This is a genomic window from Erwinia sp. AC075, from assembly GCF_979253995.1.
Genome location: NZ_CEEDEU010000002.1, coordinates 15876 through 40085, shown reverse-complemented (window position 1 = coordinate 40085; position 24210 = coordinate 15876). Strand labels below are relative to the sequence as shown.

Genomic DNA, 24210 nt, shown 5'->3' with positions numbered 1-24210 from the left:
TTTCTCCCGGTTCAGTCATTCAGGTGAGTGATAAGCACATCCACCGTGAGGTGGTTAATGTATTCCGCCGAGCGGGACGTCAGCATTCCCATAAAGCGGTTTCGGTGCCCGGCAAGCACGAGGTCCACGCCCAGCTCAGCGATGCACTTCTCCACGTCCTCAAAGCGGCGCATGGTCACCAGCTCCCGCATGTCTACCGTCTCAGGCACGGAGGCCGCCAGCTCGCTCATAAACGCTTTGGATTTCAGCACCTCTTCCGACACGACGTCGTCCATCAGGCTGTCGGACACGTAGTTCATTTCCCGGTAGTCGTCGCTGATGTGGGCCAGGGTGATTTTCATGCCGAGCGGCTGCGCCAGCGCGACCGCCCGCTTCAGCAGGAGGGTGCCGTCGTCTTTATCGTTCACAAGTATCAATGCATGGGTGTAGCAGGTCATAATGAACTCCCGTTCTGGTTGAGGCGGGACTCAAGCCACGGCAGAAGCTGTTTTTTGCGGCTGAGCATACCCGGTACGGAGCAGGAGGCCGCGTTAACGCTCTCCCGCCCGGCGAAATAAAGCGTTGAAAACCCGGCCCGGATGTCGGTCAGCATCAGCACCGCCAAACCAGCACCCGACTGGTCTGCCAGATACGCCAGGGCAGCGAGCAGGTCGTCCATCACGGTGGCAACCTGTGACGGGGAGCTGACCTCAATCTGGGCGATGCGCACGTCAGTGCCGGCAATGACGAAGGCCTTGAGGTCCCTGTCCAGCAGCAGCTGTGCGCTGAGGCCGCTGACGTCAGTTTTTGCCGTAAGGAGGTCACGGGCGAAGGCTCTGCGGTTTACGCCGGACAGTACGCCCAGCTCGGTAGCCGAACGGATATCGTCTTCGGTCGTGGTGGGCGAGCGAAGATTCACGGTGTCGCTCAGGAGTGCACCCAGCAGAAGAATGGCAAGCGTCGGGGGCAGCGTGCGTCGCGCTTCAGCGTTCATAAGCAGCCACAGCAGCGTGGCGCTGCTGCCAAGCGGGCGTATGTGTACCTCCGGCGGCAGTTGCGTTATCAGTCCGCCCAGCCGGTGGTGGTCAGTGATCCCCACGATGTTGCTCCGGAGCAGGTCGTCAGGTCCCTGCGCCGGCTCGGTGAAATCGACCAGCCAGACCCGTTCATCCTGTAGCGGAATATCAAGCCGTGGCGGCAGCGTGAGTCCGGCGGTGTCAAAGATAAAATGGGTTTCGCGGTTAGCTTCGCCAAGACGCCATGCGCGGGCGTCCATGCCGCGCCCGGTCAGCCAGTGCGCGGTGACGAAGGCCGTGCAGATGGCGTCGCTGTCAGGATTGATGTGGCCAAAAACGTGTATCACAGGTCTCTCCCCGAAGAGGGAAGTACGCAGGCCGGGAAGAAAGTAAGGACGGCCTGACGCACCTCCTGAAAATCAAGAGTCGCATCAGGCGTCATCAGCTCCGGAACGGAGCGGTTGGGAAAGGTGGAACGCCATCACCTTGTCATATGAGTATAGAGCCGGTTGCAAAACCTGTCAGTATTATTCTGCTGGCGCCCTCAGCCTGCCAGCGCAGCCCGTGCCTCGCAGAGTACCCGGCGAATGTTTTCCGTCACCGCCGGACTCGTGCAGAGCGAAAGCGGACTGGGGTGCGGCATCGTCAACACGGGGACGCCGGGGTACAGATGATTGACCGTCCCGCGGGCCTGAGCCGCTACGGCACCGGCCAGCACCACCACGCGCAGCGCGGGCAGATACGCCAGCACGTCCTCAAGCAAGGCGCAGCCTCTGCGGATGTCCGCCGCTGACGGCCGTTTCTGCAGCCCGTGACTGACCCAGGGCACCGTATTCCACAGCACGCTGTCCTGACGCGAAATACCGGCTTCCGCCAGAAACCGCCCAAGGTTCTGCTGGGCCGGCCCCGGGTTATCACGCGACACAAACCGCGGTGACGGGCTGCTGCGCGCCGGCGACTGCAGCAGGACGAGCAGTCCGGCCCTAACCCCGCCGTCAGCCGGATCAAACCACGGCAGTTCTGCACCGGCCTGACGCTGGCCGCTGACCCAGCGATTCAGCGCGGCCACATGCGGCGCGGTGACTGCCGCGAGGCATTCCTCGCGTAAAAACGAGTCCTGCATCGATGTGCTGGTTTCACTCACGGCTTCCGATCCAGGCCTGCCAGACAGGGAGAAACAAACAGTTTACCGCTCCATGCCCCACGCACTGTTTTCACCGCGACAAGCAGCCACATGGCCGCCAGTATGACGACAAGAAGCGCACCGAAGCCTTTAAAGAATGCGAGGTCAATCAGGGTAGACAGCTTGAGCGTGGCCACGGTGTACACGCCCAGCGGGAAGGTAAAGCCCCACCATCCAAGGTTGAACGGGATGCCTTCACGGAAGTATCGCACGGTTATCAGCGTGGCCAGCAGCATCCACCACAGGCCGCAGCCCCAGAAGAGAATGCCGGCAACGAACCCCACGCCCTGCGCGATGTGACCGATTTCCGGCATGCCCGCCGCGGCAAACACCCCGGGCGCATCTCCGCCGATGACCAGCATGCCGAGCGAGCCGGTGCCAATCGGACCCAGCGCCAGCCAGCTTGAGGCCGCCATGCTTTCGTGCGGTAGCTTGTGCAGCGCCATACGCAGCAGCAGAATGGCGAGGATGCTCAGCGCCACCGGCACGGAGTACGCCCACAGCACGTAGCTGGTAATAATGATGCCGAGCTGCGCGTGTGGGGCAGCAATGTGCGGCGCCAGCAGGCCGCCGCTGACCGCCGCGACCTCGGCTGCCACGACCGGCAGTAACCAGACGGCAGTCATCTGGTCAATACTGTGCTGCTGCCGGGTAAACATCATGTAGGGAATGCACACGCCGCACAGCAGCGACATCGCCACGTCCAGCCACCACAGGGCGTGTGCCACCTGAATAACGTCTGCGCCCCAGCGCGGAAGACCGAACGCCAGCAGGCCATTGATGATGGTCGCCATGCCCATCGGGATGGTGCCGAAGAACATGGACACGGTTGAATGGCCGAAAATGCGCTTTGCCTCTCCGAAGTACATCACCCAGCGGGCCAGATACATCACGGCAAAGACGCTGAACAGGAGGATGTTAAACATCCAGAGCCCCTCGGCGACAAGGCGCAATCCCGGAACCTGCCAGGGGAACTGCGCCAGAGACAGCGACAGGATGCCGGTCCCCATGGTCGCGGCGAACCAGTTAGGCGTGAACTGTCGTATGGCCTCTTTCGGGCTGCTCAGCGCGCTCAGCGGACGCGCACCGTTATGCAGGGTGAATATTTTATCGTTCATGCCGGAATCTCCTGAGTAGACAGAAAGATTATAGGCATGTCAGAGTAAATCTTTAAAACAGGTTATTTAGCTAAAATAAATCTATAAAAGTGATTAACCACCCCACTTTGCGAAGGATCGTCACTGCGCTGGAGTAAGGGAGGTTTCGCGTCAGGTCTGCGGCGGGCTTTTAATCGTGGCCATGACACGGTTCTTTTTCAGGTCAACCACCGCAATGCTGAGGTCTTTATTCAGCACCCACGCGCGGGTACCGTCCTTGTTGAAGACAATCGCCTGACGGGGCGCATCCAGTCCGGTGACGGTGGACACCACCTTACCGGCGGCGGTATCAATAACGGAGAGGCTGTTGTCGCCAAGGTTGCCGCTGTAAACATAGCGGTTATCCGGCGTCAGCGCGGCACCGTAAGGGTCCTGACCCACGGGAATGGTTGCCGTAATGACGTGCTTTTGCGTGTCAACCACGGCGATTGTGTTGCTGCCGCTGTTAGCCGCGTACAGTGTGCGGCCGTCTGCGCTGACAGAAATGGCGCGCAGCTTGCTGAAGCCGGTTATCTCGCCGCGAATGTCGCCCGTCACGGCATCAACCAGGGTAATTTTATCGCCCTTAAAGTTGGTGACGTAGACGGTTTTGCCGTCCGGGCTGATTTTAATGCCCTGACGGGGCTGGGCAAAACCCGTCACAACTGCAATGGGCCGGTCATGTGTAAGGTCATACACCGAGAGCGTGCTGGCGGCCTCGTTATTCACATACAGTCGCTGACCGTCACGACTTATGGCCGTGCCGAATGCCCCGGGCCCCAGCGGCAGCGTGGCCGCCACGTCAAGCGTCCCGGTGCTGATTTTTTTGACTACGCCGAGACTGCTGTCAGAAAGAAATATGGCCTTACCGTCCGGAGAGAAAAGTGCATTACGGGGGGTGACGTAGCCCTTCATCACCTTTCTGACTTTCCCGGCAGCCAGATCATAGACCACCACGTCTGAGCGCTCACTGTAGGACGCCACCGCCGTTTTTTCATCGGGACTGACAGCAAGGGAATTGTTGTGGATATCGCCGTCAAACGTCCAGCGCGCTTCTGCAGCACCTGCGATGGTACTTATGAGGAGAAATGCCACCGCGGTCAGTCCCGGGATTCTGTAATTTTTTATCATTATTTCTTCCTGCATAAAGTGAAAGATAAAAGCGCATTGCCCGATTGAGGGCTTCAGAATAAGCGTGGCAGATTAAATCCCGGCGGGGAAATCGATTTTCCGGCTATGTCTTACCACCCGTCAACTTTCCTCCCTGCCAGTAAGCATACCGAAGTGGTTCAAGGCTGAATAATTCCTGTTCAGAAAATAAACTTCAGAGGAATGGTAACTTATTTTTTTGTTTAAATTGCATTCCACATAAACCATAGTATGTCGCAACGTGTGATGACTGCTTTGGAAGAAATGACGCCGCGGGTCGAGCAATACTCGATCGACGAAATGTTCCTGGACCTGACCGGCATTGATGGCTGTGAAGACTTTGAGCACTTTGGCCGGCGCCTGCGTTTGCACGTGCTGGCCACAACCGGGCTGACCGTGGGCGTCGGCATGGGGCCGACAAAAACTCTTGCAAAATCAGCCCAGTGGGCAAGTAAGGAATGGAAACAGTTCCGTGGTGTACTAGCCTTAATTCCGGGTAATCAAAAGCGTACGTCCACCCTGCTGCAAAATCAACCGGTGCAGGAAATCTGGGGCGTGGGCAGACGCATCGGCAAGCGCCTGAACCTGATGGGCATTGAAAATGCGCTTCAGCTGGCCAACGCATCCCCTGCCCTCATCCGTAAAAACTTCAGCGTCGTTCTGGAACGCACCGTCCGTGAGCTCAACGGCGAATCGTGTATCCCCCTGGAGGAGATGCCACCGACAAAGCAGCAAATCGTCTCCAGCCGCTCCTTTGGCGAGCGCATTACCTCAAAAACAGCGATGCAGGAGGCGTTATGCCAGTACGCCACGCGCGCGGCTGAAAAGCTCAGGAAAGAACGCCAGTTCTGCCGGCACATCGGCGTGTTTATCCGCACCTCCCCGCATGCTCAGGGCGAAGTGTTTTACGGCAACAGCGCCGGCGAAAAGCTCTCGCTGCCCACCCAGGACACCCGTGACATCATCGGGGTGGCCATGCGTTCGCTTGACCGCATCTGGCTGGAAGGGCGCCGTTACATGACGGCCGGTATCATGCTCGATGACTTCACCCCGAACGGCGTCAGCCAGCTCAACCTGTTTGATGACGGTCAGCCCCGGGCGAACAGTGCCCAGCTGATGAAGGTGCTGGACGGTATCAATCAGTCCGGGCTGGGGAACCTGTGGTTTGCGCGTCAGGGTGTGGATAATGAATGGAAAATGAAGAGAGCGATGCTTTCGCCAGCCTGGACAACCCGCTGGGACGATATTCCAGTAGCAAGGGTGCTCTGAACAAGCGGGAAAGAGTTTCTAAAAAATGATGATGAAAATCATATCTTATTAAGATGTTATTTTATTAAAGACATTAAAATCAGATGGTAAAGCTGATTAAATTATCTTGTTAAGATAACAATATAATTATATGATAAGAGCATATCTTATTATCATGTGAGGTTATTATGATTATCGTTTTGGGAAGCCAGAAGGGCGGTGTTGGAAAAAGTACTTTAGCTGTGTCGATTGCATCATGCCTTAAGTCGCATGGTAAGTCGGTCATTATCGTCGATGCAGATGATCAGAAGTCGGTATTGACTTGGTACAACAACCGCCCAGAATCACTCCCTCATATTCCGGTTACCGGCGGGACTGGAAATATCAAGGCTATGCTGAAAGAACATGCTAAATCATATGATTATGTGATAGCTGACTGTGCAGGTCGTGACAGCGCAGAGATGCGCAGCGGATTGATGTCTGCTGATGTTTTTATCTCGCCACTAAGACCTTCTCAGATGGATTTGGATGTCGTACCACATACTTGTGAAGTCTTCGCCGCAGCTAAGGACTTTAATGAAAATGTTAGGGGGTTCTTGGTCCTCAATATGGCGCCGACAAACATGTTCGTGAATGAGGCTCACCAGGCAGCTGAAGTGTTGGCTGATTATCCTCAGATGCAGTTAGCTCAGTCACGTATATGCGACCGTAAGGCTCACCGAGATGCCTGGGCAGAATCCTTAACGATTTATGAAACACAAAATGATAAAGCTCAGGAAGAAATTTCTGCGCTGGTTAAGGAGTTGATCCTGTGAGAAATAGAGCAAATACCCCGCCAAAGGATGACAGTGCATTCATAAATGGAGGCACTGCCGGACTAACAGTGATGGCTGATAAAATCACTAAACCTAAAAGTAAAGCGAAGCCAGTCAGCATTTCCTTTGCTGACGAGAATTTGAGATCGATTGATAACACTATACGTGAAGAGATGAATAACTCTGGACTCCGTGTAAATCGTTCTGACGTGGTCAGAGCGGCTGTTATGGCTTTCGAAAGTCTCAGTCTGGATGAGCGTTCAAGTCTGATTCAAAAAGCAAAAATGCAATAAGCTAATATCTTGCTATCTTGCTATCTTGCTATCTTGCTATCTTGCTATCTTGCTATCTTGCTATCTTGCTATCTTGCTATCTTGCTATCTTGCTATCTTGCTATCTTATGAAGATATTAAGATGGCAAGATAATGTATTAAGCTATATCTCGTTCCGCTTCAGCAAAGCCACGGCATCAGGTCCGGACATCTGAAACTGCACCCTATGCCGGGCTGCCACGTCCAGTGCAAACACCTTCGTGTAGACCTCGGTAGACTTCATGCTTTTGTGCCCCATCAGGCTCTGCAGCGCCTTCAGCGGAATTCCCGCATAAAGCATGTGCATAGCGTAGCTGTGCCGGAAGGTGTGCGGGGTCACCGGCACGGAGAAGGTGACCCCGTCACTGGCAGCAGCCTCAACCGCCTCATTCAGCCAGGTGCGCACCGTCCGGTCGGCTACGGTCCAGAGCCTGACCTTTTCCGTGCGGCCGGTATCCGGATTGCGCCGCTCAAGCGGTATCTTCAGGGTGGCGGTCATCATCTCCAGCTGGGCCACGTACTGCGGATCGGACAGCGGTACCAGGCGGTGCGGCACGGTGCCTGATGGTGTCCGGCCCGGCCCGCGTCCGGCCTTTTCAGCCCGCTGTTTCAGCGTGGCCAGCTGCACGTAAGGGTAGGGCGGTGCCAGGCTGAAATCCCCCCTTGTCAGCGCCAGCGCTTCGTTGATACGCGCGCCGGTATTCCACAGCGTAGTGAACAGCAGTTTGCGGTGCAGATCCGGCACGTAATGGAGCAGGGCGCTGACCTCCGGTGCCAGCAGGTACTGCGGGTACTCGCCGTGCTGTGCAGCCATCTGACGTAACGCCAGCGCGGTGGGATAATCGATGGCAACGGGAAGCTGCGCAGGCGGCGTGGCGTACCCATATGAAATGAGACCGGTCATGATGAAACACCTTCTTTACCGTCCGGAAGTGTCGCATCCGCCGGACCGGCGTGGGGAACCAGCTGGCGAATTGAGATCATAGTTTTGTGGTGGCTACGGGCATGCCGCAGTTCAGCATCAATGACCCATGCACGCCTTGTTGCGAGAGCCCGCCAGGCAGACCAGGGATGAGCGGAAAGATTGTCGTCCGGCATGGCGCAGAGGCGCCTCAGATCTCGCGTAATGCGTATGGTACGCAGGCCAAGCCGGCAGGACTGCCTGTTTAGCTCGTGCAGGCCCTCATCGCCGTCATAAGGGTTGTCATTGTCAAATGCTGAAGCAATCGACTTGCGTGCTTCCTCCTGCAGAACAGGGACCTGACTCAGTCGGTACATAAGTTGGGGAGGAAGTGAGCGCCAGTCGCCGGTGATGCGGGAGTAGTCTATTTCAGGAAGAGAGTAGTCAGTCCGGATATGGCCATCTTCTTCATCGTTATATCCTGACTCCCATGCAGAAAGCACGCACCGTTGTGAAAACCGTTCCAGAAGAAAAACCAGCTCCGTGGCGATGAAATACCGTTCCCGCTGCAGCTTATCTTCTGACGCCTGTCTCTCCCGTTTCAGGGTAAACCGGTGCGTAAGCATCACCGCCGCAATCGCTGCTCCGGCAGTAATCAGACCTGTTGCCACGTTCCCCCAGATCCCCGGGCCCTGGTTAATCACCTGAACGGTGACCGGGTGCGATAAAGCTGCCGCCACGCCGTCAGCTGTCTGCCCTGCCTGCATCAGTGGTTCCTCTGCTGAAACGTCAGCTCATTAAAATCAAATCTGTTCATAGTTCTGTTCAGTGCCTGATGACAAATCCCGTCAGCCCTGTTCTGCCATAAAACGTTCAGGCTCAAACGGCCAGCGCTTGTCGCCCTGGGAACATACCTCGATGCATTCCAGCTGCCCCTGATTAAAGTACAGGTGATAGCACTGACGGGCACACACGGTGATGCCCCCGTCAAATCCTGTCTCGGTAAGTTCACCGGCGTCATCCGTCCATCGGAGCAGGCGGCCCCCGGCGGAGATCTCGTAAAACGCACACTCACAGTCCAGATCTTTGGTCTGGTATTCCGGTTCTGTTTCACCATCCGGCATCCGGTAGCGGAACGTGACCGTATCAAACATTCCCATATTCATCTTCCCTTAAATCGTTGAGAAATACCGCCAGCATATTATTGAGCCTGAGGAGCAGATCCCTTCACCGCAAACCAGCTCCTGTGCCTGTCAAGACATGCCGTGGCGTTAATCATCCGGCCACCGTTAGCGGTGATCATGATCTGCCCGGTGGCCACGATGCCCCAGCTCCCGGGATCCTGATTAATCACATGTATGGCCAATGGGTGCCAAACAGCGCCCATCGTAGCAGTGACAAGGTTATCTGACTGAGTCATCATCCATCACTCCATTTCTACTTAATCCCGGCGACAATCATTTGCCCAGACCGATCAGATTGAACCGCCAATCGGCCCCTAAGAATTCAGCATCGTAAGGTGCCGCTGCGCCGGGTCGACAATGGATGTTTTGCCAGTCACCGGAAAGCAGCCAGTCATTAGGATGCATTTCTCTGTGCGCTACTGTTCGTCCATCGCGAGTGATGATGTTCGGCAGGTACCATTGGCTCTGAGCCAGTGGATTTACCTCGAAACAATTTTTTCCTCGTGGAGACGCCATCCACAGTTCTGTATGGCCGACATTTTCCAGTTCTAACAAGACGTCATGTAAAGGGATCAGAGTACTCATGAATTTCCTAATATGTGAGTAGTTAAAATGAAATAGTCCCGCCCCGAAATCACCCGTTTCACGAACCTGACTGTCTCTCATGATGATCTAACCGTGAGAAAATAATAACCTGACTGATAATGAGCAACGATATAGAAATCTTATGCAATTACCGTAACCCCACCCCAGCCAGATCCGCTTTATTCCATATTAGGCAGTTTCCGGAAGCATGGCACGCGGTTTCGCCCGCTCAGGGCGCCCGTTTCCGTCCGGCCTTTCCCTGACGTATCCCTCATGTAGTGCCTTAACCAGCTGACCAACCCACTACATGTAGCACCCTGCGCAAAAAGCCGCCACTGACCAGTCAAGATCCGCTTCTTCCACTTTCCGGATCCTGTAAAAAAAGGTGAGAAAAAAAACTTTGCGGGCTAGCATGGTATTACTGCAGTAACAAAAGAAAACATCTGGTGGCTTTTTGGGGCATTTCCCGTCAGAGGAAGCGTGCTGACGTTTGTCGCCGCCTGTAATGTTCTGTACGAAATCCTAAGGCATATATGAATATGCCGCCTTCATCGGGTGACTGATGCAGACAAAATCATTCGGATGCAACTAAATGTGGCAACTGAGAGGGAACTGAATGTCAAAAATTCATCATATGGCCGGGAATAAATCGGCTGGTAAGCATGTCATCTTTATTCACGGGTTAGGCGGAAACTTCAGAACAACCTGGATGGGCGGGGGGCAGGATAAAGTATTCTGGCCGCAGTGGCTGACAGATAATGAAGAGGACTTATGCATCTGGTCTGTTGAATATGAATCGAATGTCACTTTTTTCATTAATGACACAATGGCCTTTAAGGACCGCGCAGCAAATATTTCCGAAAGCATATTTATAAAGAAAGAGATTAATGATGGCCAAATAATCTTTATTGGCCACAGCATGGGGGGGCTGATAATCAAACAGCTAATCAGGCTGGCAGAAGACCAGAAACATATCATTAGAGCTGCTGATAATCTGATATCAAGAATAACAGGCGTTGGATTCATCGGCACTCCGCACCTGGGTTCAGACCTGTCCACGATGGGTAATTGGCTGCCGGTTAGGCTGGCAATGGGCTTGCTTAAATGGAGCCCGTCTGCTGCAACACAATATCTTTACCGGAACAACCCTGATTTAAGAGAGCTTAACGCGTGGTTCCGGGAATGGGAACGTCAAACTTGTGTTTCAAGTCTGAGCCTGGGAGAAGGAAAAAAAACAGGTTTCAAAGGCTGGATCGTTAAACCTGACAGTGCTGATGCTGGCCTCAGTACTCGCTTAAAAATGGTAGATAAAGATCATCGCAGTATCTGTAAACCTGATGACCGTGAGGATGAGGTCTATGAACAGATCGCGCATTTTGTTCTTGAGCAAAAAGCTGATCCTCAGACATTGTGGCTGAGGGCGAACGCGGGAAAGTTTAACAGCGGCTGGACAGGCTATGGTAAGTGGACGAGCCTTAATGGCGACGGCACCTATATCATCGATGAAAAGATAAAATTTTCAGATGGGAGTATGAAGTCCGGCGAAAAAAAAGGCGCCACGGAGATAATTGACTCAGTGAGAAACCGGCTCGCTGTCGCGCGCACTTCAGTAAGGCTGGTCGGGCTGTCGGGCGTCGGAAAAACGCGGTTTGCGCAGGCACTTTTTGAGGCAGGTACAGGACACAATCCGCTTTCTCAGGACTCTGTTTTTTACACCGATACCGCATTTTCTCCTACCCCAACTCCCTCAGCCCTTATGGAAAAGCTAATCAGCACTGATACGAGGGCAATCCTCATAATTGATAACTGTGCTTGGGAACTGCACAAAACGCTCACCGATCAGTTAAGCAAAGGTTCCGGGCGTGTCAGCCTGCTGACTATTGAATACGATATCCGGGAAGACGTTACAAATAATACTGACATCATCACAATGGAAGCAAGTTCACAGGAACTTATTACTGCGCTAATTAAAATCAATTACCCGGAAATTGGATTAAACAGCGTCGATAAAATCGCAGGCTTTTCCGGCGGAAATGCAAGAGTTGCAATAGCCCTGGCGTCTGCAGTGGGCAGAGATGACGATATTTCACGCCTCAAAGATACGGAACTTTTCAGTAGGCTTTTCAACCAGAGGCATGCAACAGATGCACGACTTCAGGAAAGTGCAGAGGTCCTTTCTCTTATCTACTCTTTTCAGCTAGAAGGTGAAGAAGGTGATAGCGAAGAGCTCGAATGCCTGAGCAGGATATCCGGGCTGAGCTTTGAGGAGCTACATCGCGACGCGAAGGAACTTAAACGCAGGGGACTGGCTCAGACCCGAAGTATATGGATGGCTATTCTTCCGCATCCGGTGGCTAACTGGCTAGCCCATCGGGCATTAGAAAATATTCCCACCGGGAAAATAGCTGCTCAAATTAATCCACGGATGACACCGCGCATGTTCAGCTCATTAACGCGTCGACTGGGATTCTTAAGCGACTCAGAGGAAGCGCGTTCATATGTGGCAAGCCTTTTAGCACCTGGTGGGGTCTTTGAGTTGTATATTTCAGAATCGGCGCTTGTAAAGCCTTCCGATTACTCCCATAGCTTTACTCTAATATCGAATATAGCTCCGATTGGCCCATCAGAAACTTTATCCTTACTCTTCCGAATGGCTGAAAAAGACGTTAAGTTCTGTACAAGAGATAATCCGGCATTTATCACCATTACCCGCCTGCTTCGTTCTCTGGCTTATGAAAGTAAATATTTTTACGATTGTGCATCCTTACTTTTTTTATTCGCGCTGAGCGAAAAAGAGGGGGAGAAAACTAACTCCATACTAAGCATACTTAGCAGCCTATTTTTTATTCACCTTTCTGGAACTCATGCAACAATTGATCAAAGAATAAAGTTTATAAATGATCATATTGAAAATGAACGGCGTGACATAACTAGCAGTATGATTAGAAACATTCTCAAGAGTGGGCATTTTACATCTTTGTTAGGTTTTGACTTTGGTAATAAAATCAGGGATTACGGTTATCGACCACAGTCTCATGAGGATTATGAAACGTGGTATTGCACCGTATTAGACAATCTCAAAAAAATCATTCAGGCACGTCCTGACTGGCAATTAGACATTGTCACCCTCTTAACTTCCAGCCTGCGCGGATTATGGATGCTTAAGATTGATTCAGTTAGGCAGGATCTATTCGATATATTAAAATATCATCTAAATAACAAGACGTCGGCCACTATATGGAATGCGGCCTCAACAGCTTTGAGATATGACTCTGAACGCCTGCCTCTTGAGGCTTTAGAAAAACTTAAAGAACTGGAAGCTGCAGCCAGACCTGATACATTTGAAAGAAAAATTGAGTTGTTTTTATTTTCTAACGAACATGGATTTCATGGGCTGAATGAAAAAAATGAACAAGGACAGACCATAAAGCACGGTTCCGAGGTTGCATCGGAAGCCGTTATAAGATTAGCTGACGAACTGTTAACGGAGCAGCAAGATCTTATAGATCCAATTATTAAAAGATGTCTGACCGAATCTGGGAATACCGGGCGAATGGAGGTTTTTGCAGAAAAAATTGGAAGTACAATTGTAGACAAAAAAGGTTTTACTGAAAAAATTAATGGAATAATTAATACTTACGGCGTAAACAGAAAAACAACACCATTTATGCTTGGAGCCCTCAAAGGAATATCAAAAACGGATAAACCTTTAGTTAATCGTTTGCTTGATGATTATTTACGGAGCCCCCTAACTATCGATATATTTCCTACATTACAACTCTCTATTCCTCTGGACAAAAAAGCGACTGACCGAATTATAGAGCATTTACATAACGACTCTATAGACGCATCAGACTATTCAAGATTGCAATATAGTCTATGTAATAACTCAATAAATGACAACATTATTATTGAAATATTAACTGCATTGCAAGCCCGTAAGAATGGATATGAATGCGTGCTTGACGTGCTTGATATGAGAATAAATTACAATTCAAATACAGAATATCTTCCCTCAGAAGAAATCATGAATTACTCACGGCAAATAATCAACTTGTTGTTGCGTCAAGAAATAAATCCCATGGCCGATTACATGTCGTATCATCTCAAATCTCTTGCCGAAAGAGTTTTTCATAACGCCTCAGATCAGGAGTTTACCGATTTAATAGAAACTATATTATTCTGCCATGACTATTACGGATCATATCATTTCGAATTGCATGGCATTCTTAGAATAGTCGTTGCTAGAAAATTATACTTCTTGTTAAATTTACTTTCACCCGAAGCAGGAAAAATTGATAATAATATATTTCAGGCTATCCATTTTATATTTTACAGTAATCAGTTACAGGCTAATGAATTAGACATTAATACCGTTTTAGCCTGGGGTATAACTGATGCAGATATGCGATTCAAATGCCTTGCAGAACTTTTGGTACCTTGGATTCTAACTGACGGGAAATACTCCTGGTCGGAGCTATCTATTGCGATGCTTGATAAATGCAACAACGTTGAGGCAGTTCTGGAAGAAATGGTGCATAATTTTGGCCCGAAAATGTTGTCCGAGTATGGGTCTGTAACGATGGAAGAACAACGCCCACTGCTGGTTGAGTTACAGTCTTCAAAACGTCCAAAAATTTCCCTAGCAGCCAATCGCTTACTGGCTCAGTTTGACATAAGAATTTCACGAGAAAAAGAAAGTGAACGGGAAAGATTTCGTAAAAAAGATGAACGGTTTGAATAATAAGAAAACCCATTGCCTTTATAGGGGGCAGCTAGAAATAGGGGGGGAATCCTACGTTAAGCATTCTAAGCTTAACGGGTGATTTTGTTCCAATGAGCGCACCCCTGACCGGAACGGATGTAAAGAATGGGCAAGGTGTCCGATAATGGATTTGCATACTTTCGGACACCTTGTCTAAATACTGTGAGTAATCGTTCGGTTTCGGACTCAGAAGTGCCTCAGCGTCAGCAGTACAGGCGATTACTCATACCTTATCGAGGGGTGAGGTCCAATGGGACGAAAGCCTACGCTGCGTTTATTACGAACGCGTGAAGCGTTTTAGCCTATTGGCGAACCATTGTGGCTGAATGCCTTTGTCCGACTCTTTGGTAAATTCAGGGAAGTTTTGCCAGAAGTCTGTTATTGCATCTGCAATTTCGACAAACTGCGCTTCACTTATCTTCAGCTCCTCAGGTCTCGGGCCAGTATGCCCTCTTAATTTTGGATATGCTGATGGGTAATACTCGGGGAATTTACTCACCAAATCGTTATGAGACCTGCCTTTCCCATGCTTATAAACATTTACCAACAACTGGCATGCATTCAACTTTCCATAAAATGGTTTATCCGTGATTTGTACTCCAGCCCATTCCAGTAGTTCAATCAGCAGCGGAAACTCAACATTCCAGATCAAGCTGTCTATTGCAGCCGGTTGCCAGTGACTAAACTCTCTTACCATCTTTTGACGCAAGGCTTTATCAAACTGATGGAACATGCCAGCGGTCAAGGCCAATGTTATGGTGTTATGCATATCATGCAGGGCTATATAATGTGAGATGCCTTCATTAAATGCAGCTTCCGCCGAATCAGCCGGGTCATCTCGCTCTGGGTCAAAATACTGGCCCAACATTACATAATGTGCCTGTTCCGCCTCATCAGCCTCGCGCGTGATATCATTAAATTGAGAGAGTAGTCGCTGGCGTGCCTGTAAGACATAGAACTTGTGAGGTTCAAGAATTGCGCGGTTATCTAATTTATCAAACCAAAATGTATATCCCATAATTATTTCTCTAAAAAATTAAATATCTATTATACAGTACAATACACAACACAGGATTGAAAGGAACCAGCTAACCGAAGCTTTAGGCACAACTGCCACGATAGCTTTCTTTACCATCGGCGTCTTCATGTTCGGCACCGTACTGGAATCATTTACCTCATCAAAAAAGAAATAAAAAAATGGTCTTACACAGGCACATTCATCACATCCTGACAGAAAGTCCTGTTTAGCCAGTTAGTTGCTTTTTCGCTCTTTCTGGTAAACAGGATCGCTCCCCCGGGGAAACTGGCTGGACATGTTCCTGTAATACTGCAGACGTTCCCGATAATAGCTACGCAGCGCTTCGGGCTGCTGCATTTCAATTTGCTGCGGAATTACAGGCTGATTTAACCGCTCCTTGTTTGCAACTCCTGAGGCGGCCAGATGAACATTAATCCTGTCACGTTCTTCTCTACTTCTGGCTGCTAAATTTTGACACATGTGAAATCCTCCTGACTTAAGTATACCCCGCTATGCTTATAGCAGGAGGAGTCTATGTGCGGACGTTTTGCGCAGTACAGCAGCCGTGATGACTATTTTGAATCAATCGGCCTGAAAACAGATGAAATTACATTCGATCCGGAACCTGTCGGGCGGTACAACGTTGCCCCCGGTACCAGGGTGCTGTTACTCAACCAACGCGATGATGAATTTCGCCTCGATCCGGTTTACTGGGGGTATGGTCCGGAATGGTGGGACAAGCAGCCGCTAATCAATGCCCGCGGGGAAACAGCCGCGAGCGGGCGCATGTTTAAACCGCTCTGGAACCATGGCCGAGCAATCGTGCCGGCTGATGGGTGGTTTGAATGGAAAAAGGACGACGGTAAAAAACAGCCTTATTACATCTATCACCGTGAAAAGCAGCCTTTGTTCTTTGCTGCGATCGGTAAGCAGCCGTTCGGTCAGGACCACGATAAAGAAGGCTTTGTCATCGTTACCTCATCGAGTAACCAGGGCATGGTGGATATCCACGATCGACGTCCGCTAGTCATTACGGCTGACGCCGTTCGTGAATGGCTCAGCGCAGGTACCACGCATCAGCGTGCTGAAGAAATTGCTCATGACGCAGCTGTTCCGGACAAGGACTTTTCCTGGCATCCGGTCAGCAAAAAAGTGGGTAATATACACAATCAGGGTAAAGAGCTGATTCTGCCGGTTGACGATGATGATAATTGAATGTTTTGCTGCTGATATGCAGATGCTGTATGGAGTAAATGTTTTCTTTCACGCCCGATTGCTTAAGTTTATATACTTCCGCAAAATATGACGCCTTATAAGATTTGATATGAGTCTGTTCACATCTCACGGGTAGCGTTCCGATCGGTTGATAACAGCAAAGGTGACTATGAATCCTGATCTCCCTACTAACCGGTTCTGGTTCCATGGTGCCGAACGCCGGCTGGCCAATAAACTTCCCTTTTTTCGGTCCGCAGATCCCTCTCGCCTGTTGAAATCTGCTGACGCTCTGTTTCTTTATGACACCCCGGCGGCAGCTGCACGCAGTGGATCAGTCATCACCCCTGTGTATATCAAAAGGGATGGAGATATTCTGGATGCTGCTAATGACTGGGCATCGTCAGAGAGGCTGAGGCTGGAAGTGGCCAGTCATCACCTCCTTAAACATTCAAATAACTGTAATCAGGAGTTCTGGCATAAAGGCTGGAATACAGGCGAAATTCTCCGTATTTCGGTGTCTGCACCTGCCTTTGAACACAAAATTCATCAGCAGGTAAGCCGCGAGGCTGAAGAAGTTAATAAACCGGTTAAACAGGTGTATGACGACTTTATCCTTAATCTTTCCCGTGAAGTAACCGGCCATATACTTAAAACGGCAGCAACTATGGGTTATAACGGATTATCAGGCTACGCGCCTGATGAAAGCGGGGGGTTTAAACGATGTCGTTTCCTGGCTGTATTCTCACCGCACATAATAAAAGGCAGTAGCAGGATCACTATTGAAGTTTAGAAATATTGTGCCCCCCATCACTGCTCCGTCAAGGTTGGGTATAAGGGTTTAACGGCTAAAATATCCGATATGAAAAAAGCCCAACCGGTGGGGCTCAATCGGGATCACTCGCTGGCTATCCTACGAAAAGAATTTAAAGTCGATTAACACCCACACTAAACCCCCGCCAAACATCACCGTGGCAAACATGAGCCATAGGTACCTGTGTAGAACAGGATTAATCATTTGTAATTCCTTTCTGACAACGACAGGTGAAACAATAGGCAAGCATAGTCATGCTTGCAAGCACTGGTTTGGATCTTATGCGCGTAGCGCATGAAGGCGACAAACAATGTTATTCATGGTGCTTAAGTTAAGGGTCGCCGGTAGCGCGGCGCAGCCGCCCTGCCTTGATAGGTTCCACCAATCCACCCCCCTGCCCTACAAAGCTAGACCCGCTATCAGCGACTAAGAAGCCTTTTGTACGCTGTCGGAGTGGTCCGGTCGCAGACCGGGCGTATCTCCGCGTTAGCGCCTATGGCGCTTACGTGCGTGTACACAGAAGTCCCAGCATTACGTCTGAAGCGATTTAGTTGTTTAGTTACCACACCCATTATAAAGCCAATCTGTTCCGGGCTCCTGGCCCGGGGCGGGGCGGCTTTTCAGTGGGGCTGAGCGTTATCTGAAGCTGCATCCGGCTTTTGCTCTGGGTCCCTGAGACGCGTTTGCCGGGTACGTGAGGTGAGTTCTGCCACGGCTTGGCCGTGGTGCTACTTTTTCTTTTTACGGCGTATGGTTTTGCTGATGAAGCAGCTGCAGGATTTGCCCTGAGCAAAGCGAAGGGAGCTATCCAGATGCCCTGCGTAGCGGGCTCCGGATACTCTTTCTTTAGAAAGCATGTTTTGTTCAGAAGTAACGTTCGAAATTAACAGAATCAAAGAGATAGGTTTCGAAGTTAACTGGCAGTATTTGTGCCGTAACACAGAGGTTTCGAAGTTAACTGATACCTGAAGGGATCTGGCGGGGTATTTTGCTGCACGGGCGGAGGGAATTAACTGCAGATGAGGGCTGCGGGGCGGGTTTTGGCCATATTGCGCGCAGGGGTCATCCTGCCGGGCACCCGGAGACCGGAAAGTGCCAGCATAAGACGCGCGAAAATCGCGGAGGTGTGAAGGGTAAGTCAGGGGGCAGAGTTGATCAGGACAGCGGTACGCCGGCACGCTCAAGCAGCAGCCGGAAATACTTCTCGGCGTCGGTCACCTGCAGCTGCGGGAATTCAGCCCTGACGTCCTTTTCAAGCTTCATCTGCATAACCATCGTCAGTTCTCCGCCGGCAGTATAACGACGCCAGGCATTCTGATAACGATCGGAGCCGGTGCGCGGGCGCAAGTGTCTCAGCTTGTCAGCGTGTCCGTCGAGCGCGCGCTCGATGTCGGAGGTAACGCGCTGTTTCTCTGCACGCAGGTCAGGGCTGACCACCCAGCGCTTTATCTGCTTGAGGCGGTTCTTCAGGGAGTGGTGGCTGTCGATATTTATACCCATACGGGCCATCTTGAGCTGGTGACGGGCGTACTTGTCTCGCATCGATTCGGCCACGCCTGAAGCGACCGCCCACTGGCGGTATTTGTGCAGCCACTCGCGGATATTCTCCACGGACATGCCGCGGGAGGTAAAGAAGGTTTCAGTCAGGAAGATACGCATCGGCTTGTTCTGGCCAGAATCGGTGTCCCGATCGCGGTGGACAACAACATAGTCCAGCTGCTCAAGAACTCTCAGAGCATTAAGCGCCACGTCATAGGCCTTACGGCCGCTTTCGTAGACGTGAAGTACCCCCATACGACGGGCGATATCTTCGGCCGGGAGCATGATTTCAAACATGTATTCGCTGTCAGGGCTGTAGTCACAGTTTGCAGCCAGCACCAGCGACAGTGCGCTCAGAGCCTCACGGCTTTCTGAACGGGCCGTAACGCGCATAGGCTTAGGCTTAAAGGTGCGGTCGAACATACGGGAATACGGGGTGTAGCCGGTCTTACGCAGCTCAATCAGATCGGTATTGCGGCACCAGTCATGATTACGGATGCAGGCGACAACTTTGGATGCCATGCCGCGCGGCGTTTTCCCCTGGAATTCAGGCTGATGATTGCGATGTGTTTTCGCCTGACCTTTGCGCTGACTGTTAGCTAAGCCGCGACGGGAAGGACGGTATACACCGGCGGATGCTGTAGCAGCTCCGCGCGGAGAAATCGGAATGATGTGCTCAGACACAGCTCGCTGCGCGTATGTTGCACAGTAGGAGTTGACCTTTTAAAGGCATAAATCTATACTCCCCGCATAGAGCAACAGCTTCTATGCAGATTCAGTGGGCCCCGTTAATCTTCTCCAGTCGCCAAACTTAGCGAAGATTCTCGGGGTTTTCTTTTTTCTGGCCTTCAGTAACCTGTCAGTACCAGTCTCCTGCCACCTTGCGGCGTGGCCCGCCAAAATTCTTTACGGTTTGCAATCTATCACTTCATTCGGCATACGACAAGAAAGTAATACCATTACTTATCGCTGCATTCAAACGCTTGTTCTAAAAGACGTTCAATATATTCAGCCTGCGTCATGCCTTCTTTATCACACTCAACCAAAAGCCTGTCTTTGATCGGGTTGCGTACAAAAATTTTAACTTCTTTATGAGTTAACTTTTTTCTGGCCACAGCAGCCTGTTGTTTTTCAGACGCGCTTAGCGGATTACCTCTACGATAAGGGCGCTTGGGCCTTGTTGAGGAAGTGACTGCGTTAGCTGATTGCGACATCTCTGCCTCCTCCACTAAATTCAGAACGAATTTTTCAGAGAATACTACAGATCTATCAAATCAGCGACTTAACTTTATACAGGTGTGTGATCTGCGTTGGCGCGCGAACCACACCCACATTGAGAATTTTGAAGAACAGGTCAGTAAGACGATCGCCAGTCAGAACCACCATCCCAGCGTGACTGCCAGTGCGCCAGATAGGTCTGCGCCAGCGCCGGCACGCCACGAACGACCAGCGCGTTCTCGGAGTTCGACTCTGCTGCGCTGCGCGAGTAGTTAAACGAGCCGGCCTCAACGTTCTGGCCGTCCGTGATGATCACCTTGTCGTGCATGATTTTGTACTGACCGTTAGTGCGCAGCGGGATGCCGGCGTTCACCACCACGTTCATCGCGGCCTGGCTGGCTTTGTTACGGTTGCCCTTTTCATCCACCACCACCATGACGTCCACGCCCCGCCGCTTCGCTGCGACCAGCGACTTTACGACTTCGGGTGAGGTGAAGCTGTAACCCATCAGCCGGATACTCTCGTGCGCGTTGTCCAGGGTCTGGATGACCAGTTGCTCCGCACTGCCTTCAGGCGAAAATCCGACGTCAATGGAAGGCGTTGCGGATGATGCGCACACGCTGAAGCTCAGCGAGGCCGCCATGGCGATCGCTGCAAAGGTTAATTTCATGTTGTGTTCCTGGATTGAACCGGTCGTGGCCGGCCTCAAGTGAGAGATGTGTTTCGCAGAGGAAAAAGAGAGGGCCGGCTTGGCCCTCAAGGTCATTATTGACGGGAAAGAACGAGAGGTATTAGGGCGTAACTGAGTGGCATACGTTAAAGCAGTCATAATCATACTATCGACATGATAAGACTGAACTTTAGTACGGATGGCTCCCTTATCTTCCGTACACGCGTCAGCGGAACGCGGAGGCCTTTTCAGGCATCAGCGTCACGTGGTTCTGTGTCGCTTTATCGATAGCTTCGCGACCTGCGCCCATCAGGCGCGGCACGCGTAGCCTGGAGCGGTAACCCCGCCCCCGCGCCGGCAGACTTTGCAGCACCATGTGCCACAGCACCGCCGAGCGCACGGCCGCTGAAGGCGAACGCTTCCAGCTGAACTCACATTCGAGGCTGAACTCACAAACTGCTGCAAGTGCCGGATCGGTTAGTACCAGCTTGCTGGTATCCTGTGCGCCAGGCGCTTCATCCAGCACCTGCAGGATGCGTTGTACCCGATCGGCGCGAACGTAACTGCGGCGCTTCCTGAAAGGTGTCGCGGCCAGCAAACGGGCCTCTGAAGGCGGCATCACCTCAACAAAACGGTTGATCCGCACTTCTTCTTTGGTGAACTTGTCCGCGTCGCTGATATACAGCGAGCTGCCGCGCACAACCTTCCCCCCGAACAGGGTGACGTTCTCACCCTCCATCAGGGACTGGACTTCCTCGACATCCACCTTCTTCTGCTCGCGTACCTGCACGCGGGAGTCGTCACTCCACCCACCGCCCAGAAGTCCGCCCTGCTGCACCATCGCACTCATCTCAGCACGGTACTCATTGCCGGCCATCAGTTGCAGGATTTCCAGCGTATCCTTCGGGTCCATAATTTTGCCGGTGATGCGTGTGCCCATGTTCGCAATCAGCGTCCAGACCGCGTCACCCGCAGCCGTCTTAAGGCGCTGCACCTCCTGACCGGCCAGCAGCAGGCAGATGCCCAGCGACCGCACCTGTGTGGCCAGCTCGCCCACTTTCTCCGTATAGCCCGCCCCGATTTCATCATTGATCCACAGGAACGGGAAACGGTCCTTAAATTTACGTACCTTCATGTTGTCCTGCGGACGCCCTTCCAGCTTCTCGCCGAGATCCTGGCTGATAATCATGGCCAGCTGGGACTGGTAAAGACGCCCGAGAGTCGACGCCTCGTTGCCGGATATTTCCAGCGCCGGCACCAGCACAACCAGGATGCGGTCGTTATGCACCACGTCGCGCAGATCGATATCGCCGGCATCCTTCGCAAACACATGCCCATAAGTGTCGTTGAACAGACTCAGCATGCGCGTGAACTGCTGCATCAGGTAGCCATGCTGGCGGTTGGCCTCCGGGTCCCATTCAGACGGGGTGGCCACCTTGTCCATGTCAAAGCCGGCCAGCGTGCTGAGGTAGTTCTCCAGCACGAAACGTATATCTTCATGCCACTGCTCCTCGACCGCCTGTACATAAAGGCCGGCGATTTTGCGCAGCGGCAGGTGCGACTGGATGGTGCGCTGCGACATCACGGTGCCCTCGCGCCGGCATTTGTAAACCAGTGCGGCAATCAGCGCCTGGTTCATCGATCGCGCCTTCTCCTGCCAGTCCCCGCCGGAGCTGCCGGTTTTGGGCAGCATGGAATCCATCAGATTGGTGATGTAGGACTCCTGCGCAAGACTGAAAGCGTTGGTGGTGTTGGTCTGCGGCCGCCCCTTAACGTCTTCCAGCAGCTCCTGCGCACGCGACCGGCCCCCGTTGATGAAGTTCATGATGCGCAGATCGTCTTCGCGCCCAAACCGCCGGACCAGCGAAGCCACGGCAAGTGCCACGTCGTTCTGGGCTTTAAAGTCGGAGTAGATGAGCCCTTTACCCCAGCACAGCGCGTTGAACACCCAGCCCAGCAGCGTTTCTGTTTTACCCGCACCGGTGGTACCGAACATCAGCACGTGGCGGCACAGGTCATCCATCGACAGCCATAGCTCACGTCCCGCATCCTTTCCGCGCAGGTAGCCGGCATACAGAATACCTGCAGCCCGTCCCGTGTGAATGCGCACGGTGGCCACAGGCAGGAAGCCCAGCACCTTTGCGGGTACTTGACGGTCGGTAGACGGGTCGTCGCGGTTCATATCGGCCGGCATGCGCATTGGCATCTTCCAGCGTCCGGCGGGCGCCACAATGAGTGACCAGAACAGCAGCACGGGCAGGCTCAGCAGCAGTGTGGAGGGCCACACAATGCCAGCCGTAACGGCCGCCACCATCCCCATGGCCAGCGTGCCGGTTTCAGCCAGCGTATCCGCCAGCCACGAGCGGCCTACATGCCGGCTGACGCGCGTGCGATCGATGGCGTTGTTACTGTCCGTCATGGCGTTCTCCGTTCAGAAAGGCCATCAGCGCGGCCGGCGAACTCAGCACGGCCTGCGGTACATAGCGGCCGTCATCAGAAATGGTCCAGGGGGTGCCGGGCAGACGGTAGGCACGGAAAGCAACTTCGTTGACGCCAATGGCTCCACGGGCCGTTTCGGCCAGCGTTTCATCTGTCACGACCGGCACCGGCTGTCCGCCCGGAACACTGATGCCGGCATCGGCGGCAAACAGCTGTTTCCAGGCTGAGGCACGAACTGACTCATCCAGTGCCATCACCGGCGTCAGCGCCTTCAGTGACGCATCTCCGCCCTCGATGGTGACCGGGAAAATGACCACGTTCACCAGGCCCGCCGCGGATTCAAAGTGACGTTCCATGCGCTGGCAGTTGGGGCAGTCCGGATCGGCGAAAACATACAGCGTGCGGGCGTGCCCGGATGAAAGCGGCACGGTAAAGAGCCCGCGTGAGGCGGCCTTCTGCAGTCTGGCCGGCAATCCTTCCCGGGCACTTAACGGCAGGCTCCAGCCATCTGCGGGTTGGGCCGCCGGCCTGTTTTCCTGAACCGCCGGTGTCACCTCAGGAACGGGTGAGGCGGGAGCCAGGTGAACGGCCGGCGGACGGAGTGCGGGCTGAAGAGAAGGGTCCTGAAGCAGACGCGCATGTCCGTCGGGGCTCGTCACATCGCCGGCAAAAGGCACGGCAGGTGCGCGCACAAGCAGCATGATGCTCAGCAGCAACATCCCGGCAGGCAGCCCCCACGTCATCACCTGACTTTTTAATGTCCGTTTTTTCTCCGCCTCAGAAGCATGCTCAGTCAGGACCCCGGTAATGCAGCGGAGCAGCTCTCCGGCGTCTTCGCCCCGGTACAGTGGCGTCAGGGCATCGTGCGCGTTCTGCGCGTACAGGCCGTCGCTGTGCACCACAAACCAGGGCTGTGCTGACGTGCGGCAGGTGAAAAGTGGCAGGTTGGCCCGGCGGACACTCAGTAGTCCGGCGGTAACTTCGGCCTCAAACAGGCCATTATTGCTTGAAATATTCATCATTTTGTC

21 protein-coding genes, 1 pseudogene and 1 riboswitch are annotated in these 24210 nt (G+C 52.5%); of the genes and pseudogenes, 6 read left to right on the top strand and 16 right to left on the bottom strand.

The window, feature by feature from the left end; all coding sequences use genetic code 11:
• Nucleotides 1-11: 11 nt before the first annotated feature.
• The 5 genes from AC0IXH_RS23910 to AC0IXH_RS23890 all read right to left on the bottom strand — a co-directional run bounded on the left by AC0IXH_RS23910 (nucleotide 12) and on the right by AC0IXH_RS23890 (nucleotide 4445).
• Nucleotides 12-437, bottom strand: coding sequence for a universal stress protein (locus tag AC0IXH_RS23910; RefSeq protein ID WP_010260813.1), 426 nt, complete (start codon nucleotides 435-437; stop codon nucleotides 12-14).
• Nucleotides 434-1342: a DHHA2 domain-containing protein gene (locus AC0IXH_RS23905; protein WP_010260815.1), complete on the bottom strand. Its 909-nt coding sequence runs from the start codon at nucleotides 1340-1342 to the stop codon at nucleotides 434-436. The genes AC0IXH_RS23910 and AC0IXH_RS23905 overlap by 4 nt, the downstream gene beginning before the upstream one ends.
• Before the next feature lie 78 nt (nucleotides 1343-1420).
• Nucleotides 1421-1490: riboswitch (Fluoride riboswitch) on the bottom strand.
• A gap of 49 nt (nucleotides 1491-1539) precedes the next feature.
• Nucleotides 1540-2139: a uracil-DNA glycosylase gene (locus tag AC0IXH_RS23900; RefSeq protein ID WP_010260817.1), complete on the bottom strand. Its 600-nt coding sequence runs from the start codon at nucleotides 2137-2139 to the stop codon at nucleotides 1540-1542.
• Nucleotides 2136-3296 (bottom strand): TDT family transporter, encoded by a 1161-nt coding sequence (locus tag AC0IXH_RS23895; protein ID WP_010260819.1) that lies wholly within the window; start codon nucleotides 3294-3296, stop codon nucleotides 2136-2138. Before AC0IXH_RS23895 ends, AC0IXH_RS23900 begins: the two co-directional genes overlap by 4 nt.
• A gap of 150 nt (nucleotides 3297-3446) precedes the next feature.
• On the bottom strand, nucleotides 3447-4445 hold the full coding sequence (locus AC0IXH_RS23890; RefSeq protein WP_013199815.1) for a YncE family protein: 999 nt from the start codon (nucleotides 4443-4445) through the stop codon (nucleotides 3447-3449).
• 243 nt (nucleotides 4446-4688) lie between these two features.
• Between AC0IXH_RS23890 and umuC the strand changes: the two are divergent.
• The 3 genes and pseudogenes from umuC to AC0IXH_RS23875 form a co-directional block, all read left to right on the top strand.
• Nucleotides 4689-5732, top strand: a pseudogene (umuC, locus tag AC0IXH_RS23885) (translesion error-prone DNA polymerase V subunit UmuC); the annotation flags it as partial.
• Nucleotides 5733-5899: 167 nt separating this feature from the next.
• Nucleotides 5900-6526: a ParA family plasmid-partitioning AAA ATPase gene (locus AC0IXH_RS23880; RefSeq protein WP_151038884.1), complete on the top strand. Its 627-nt coding sequence runs from the start codon at nucleotides 5900-5902 to the stop codon at nucleotides 6524-6526.
• Nucleotides 6523-6819 (top strand): hypothetical protein, encoded by a 297-nt coding sequence (locus tag AC0IXH_RS23875; RefSeq protein ID WP_151038885.1) that lies wholly within the window; start codon nucleotides 6523-6525, stop codon nucleotides 6817-6819. The genes AC0IXH_RS23880 and AC0IXH_RS23875 overlap by 4 nt, the downstream gene beginning before the upstream one ends.
• A 142-nt stretch (nucleotides 6820-6961) precedes the next feature.
• Here the strand turns inward: AC0IXH_RS23875 and AC0IXH_RS23870 are convergent, their stop codons facing one another.
• From AC0IXH_RS23870 to AC0IXH_RS23855, 4 genes are all read right to left on the bottom strand, one after another.
• On the bottom strand, nucleotides 6962-7741 hold the full coding sequence (locus AC0IXH_RS23870) for a site-specific integrase (RefSeq protein WP_471721208.1): 780 nt from the start codon (nucleotides 7739-7741) through the stop codon (nucleotides 6962-6964).
• A complete protein-coding gene (locus AC0IXH_RS23865; protein WP_471721207.1) occupies nucleotides 7738-8505 on the bottom strand; it encodes a hypothetical protein in 768 nt (255 codons plus the stop codon). Before AC0IXH_RS23865 ends, AC0IXH_RS23870 begins: the two co-directional genes overlap by 4 nt.
• 81 nt (nucleotides 8506-8586) lie before the next feature.
• Complete coding sequence (locus AC0IXH_RS23860) at nucleotides 8587-8898, bottom strand: hypothetical protein (protein ID WP_471721206.1); 312 nt, start codon at nucleotides 8896-8898, stop codon at nucleotides 8587-8589.
• Between the two features lie 297 nt (nucleotides 8899-9195).
• The gene (locus tag AC0IXH_RS23855) at nucleotides 9196-9507 is read right to left on the bottom strand and encodes a hypothetical protein (RefSeq protein ID WP_471721205.1); all 312 of its coding nucleotides are present in this window, start codon (nucleotides 9505-9507) and stop codon (nucleotides 9196-9198) included.
• Between the two features lie 616 nt (nucleotides 9508-10123).
• Here AC0IXH_RS23855 and AC0IXH_RS23850 point away from each other — a divergent pair.
• Entirely contained in the window at nucleotides 10124-14251 is a 4128-nt protein-coding gene (locus tag AC0IXH_RS23850; RefSeq protein WP_471721204.1) for an esterase/lipase family protein, read from the top strand.
• A 298-nt stretch (nucleotides 14252-14549) separates the two neighbouring features.
• Here the strand turns inward: AC0IXH_RS23850 and AC0IXH_RS23845 are convergent, their stop codons facing one another.
• The gene (locus AC0IXH_RS23845; RefSeq protein WP_471721203.1) at nucleotides 14550-15290 is read right to left on the bottom strand and encodes a hypothetical protein; all 741 of its coding nucleotides are present in this window, start codon (nucleotides 15288-15290) and stop codon (nucleotides 14550-14552) included.
• Nucleotides 15291-15524: 234 nt separating this feature from the next.
• Nucleotides 15525-15770, bottom strand: coding sequence for a DNA polymerase III subunit theta (locus tag AC0IXH_RS23840; protein ID WP_471721202.1), 246 nt, complete (start codon nucleotides 15768-15770; stop codon nucleotides 15525-15527).
• A 54-nt stretch (nucleotides 15771-15824) separates the two neighbouring features.
• Here AC0IXH_RS23840 and AC0IXH_RS23835 point away from each other — a divergent pair, with 54 nt between their 5' ends.
• Nucleotides 15825-16505 (top strand): SOS response-associated peptidase family protein, encoded by a 681-nt coding sequence (locus tag AC0IXH_RS23835; RefSeq protein ID WP_471721201.1) that lies wholly within the window; start codon nucleotides 15825-15827, stop codon nucleotides 16503-16505.
• 169 nt (nucleotides 16506-16674) lie between these two features.
• Entirely contained in the window at nucleotides 16675-17295 is a 621-nt protein-coding gene (locus AC0IXH_RS23830) for a hypothetical protein (protein ID WP_471721200.1), read from the top strand.
• Nucleotides 17296-18471: 1176 nt separating this feature from the next.
• Here AC0IXH_RS23830 and AC0IXH_RS23825 read toward each other — a convergent pair.
• From AC0IXH_RS23825 to AC0IXH_RS23805, 5 genes are all read right to left on the bottom strand, one after another.
• Nucleotides 18472-19539, bottom strand: coding sequence for a Replication protein (locus AC0IXH_RS23825; RefSeq protein WP_471721199.1), 1068 nt, complete (start codon nucleotides 19537-19539; stop codon nucleotides 18472-18474).
• A gap of 275 nt (nucleotides 19540-19814) precedes the next feature.
• Complete coding sequence (locus tag AC0IXH_RS23820) at nucleotides 19815-20069, bottom strand: replication regulatory protein RepA (RefSeq protein ID WP_471721198.1); 255 nt, start codon at nucleotides 20067-20069, stop codon at nucleotides 19815-19817.
• A 140-nt stretch (nucleotides 20070-20209) separates the two neighbouring features.
• Complete coding sequence (locus AC0IXH_RS23815) at nucleotides 20210-20743, bottom strand: phospholipase D family nuclease (protein WP_471721197.1); 534 nt, start codon at nucleotides 20741-20743, stop codon at nucleotides 20210-20212.
• A 226-nt stretch (nucleotides 20744-20969) separates the two neighbouring features.
• On the bottom strand, nucleotides 20970-23162 hold the full coding sequence (trbC, locus tag AC0IXH_RS23810; RefSeq protein ID WP_471721196.1) for an F-type conjugative transfer protein TrbC: 2193 nt from the start codon (nucleotides 23160-23162) through the stop codon (nucleotides 20970-20972).
• Nucleotides 23149-24204, bottom strand: a complete 1056-nt coding sequence (locus AC0IXH_RS23805; RefSeq protein ID WP_471721195.1) for a thioredoxin fold domain-containing protein — start codon at nucleotides 24202-24204, stop codon at nucleotides 23149-23151. Before AC0IXH_RS23805 ends, trbC begins: the two co-directional genes overlap by 14 nt.
• Nucleotides 24205-24210: the final 6 nt, after the last annotated feature.

Excerpts from the sequence above, each read along its gene's own strand:
- AC0IXH_RS23910 (WP_010260813.1), bottom strand. The coding sequence starts at position 437 with ATGACCTGCTACACCCATGCATTGATACTTGTGAACGATAAAGACGAC.
- AC0IXH_RS23895 (WP_010260819.1), bottom strand. The coding sequence starts at position 3,296 with ATGAACGATAAAATATTCACCCTGCATAACGGTGCGCGTCCGCTGAGC.
- AC0IXH_RS23890 (WP_013199815.1), bottom strand. The coding sequence starts at position 4,445 with ATGATAAAAAATTACAGAATCCCGGGACTGACCGCGGTGGCATTTCTC.
- AC0IXH_RS23880 (WP_151038884.1), top strand. The coding sequence starts at position 5,900 with ATGATTATCGTTTTGGGAAGCCAGAAGGGCGGTGTTGGAAAAAGTACT.
- AC0IXH_RS23870 (WP_471721208.1), bottom strand. The coding sequence starts at position 7,741 with ATGACCGGTCTCATTTCATATGGGTACGCCACGCCGCCTGCGCAGCTT.
- AC0IXH_RS23865 (WP_471721207.1), bottom strand. The coding sequence starts at position 8,505 with ATGCAGGCAGGGCAGACAGCTGACGGCGTGGCGGCAGCTTTATCGCAC.
- AC0IXH_RS23860 (WP_471721206.1), bottom strand. The coding sequence starts at position 8,898 with ATGGGAATGTTTGATACGGTCACGTTCCGCTACCGGATGCCGGATGGT.
- AC0IXH_RS23855 (WP_471721205.1), bottom strand. The coding sequence starts at position 9,507 with ATGAGTACTCTGATCCCTTTACATGACGTCTTGTTAGAACTGGAAAAT.
- AC0IXH_RS23850 (WP_471721204.1), top strand. The coding sequence starts at position 10,124 with ATGTCAAAAATTCATCATATGGCCGGGAATAAATCGGCTGGTAAGCAT.
- AC0IXH_RS23845 (WP_471721203.1), bottom strand. The coding sequence starts at position 15,290 with ATGGGATATACATTTTGGTTTGATAAATTAGATAACCGCGCAATTCTT.
- AC0IXH_RS23840 (WP_471721202.1), bottom strand. The coding sequence starts at position 15,770 with ATGTGTCAAAATTTAGCAGCCAGAAGTAGAGAAGAACGTGACAGGATT.
- AC0IXH_RS23835 (WP_471721201.1), top strand. The coding sequence starts at position 15,825 with ATGTGCGGACGTTTTGCGCAGTACAGCAGCCGTGATGACTATTTTGAA.
- AC0IXH_RS23830 (WP_471721200.1), top strand. The coding sequence starts at position 16,675 with ATGAATCCTGATCTCCCTACTAACCGGTTCTGGTTCCATGGTGCCGAA.
- AC0IXH_RS23820 (WP_471721198.1), bottom strand. The coding sequence starts at position 20,069 with ATGTCGCAATCAGCTAACGCAGTCACTTCCTCAACAAGGCCCAAGCGC.
- AC0IXH_RS23815 (WP_471721197.1), bottom strand. The coding sequence starts at position 20,743 with ATGAAATTAACCTTTGCAGCGATCGCCATGGCGGCCTCGCTGAGCTTC.
- trbC (WP_471721196.1), bottom strand. The coding sequence starts at position 23,162 with ATGACGGACAGTAACAACGCCATCGATCGCACGCGCGTCAGCCGGCAT.
- AC0IXH_RS23805 (WP_471721195.1), bottom strand. The coding sequence starts at position 24,204 with ATGATGAATATTTCAAGCAATAATGGCCTGTTTGAGGCCGAAGTTACC.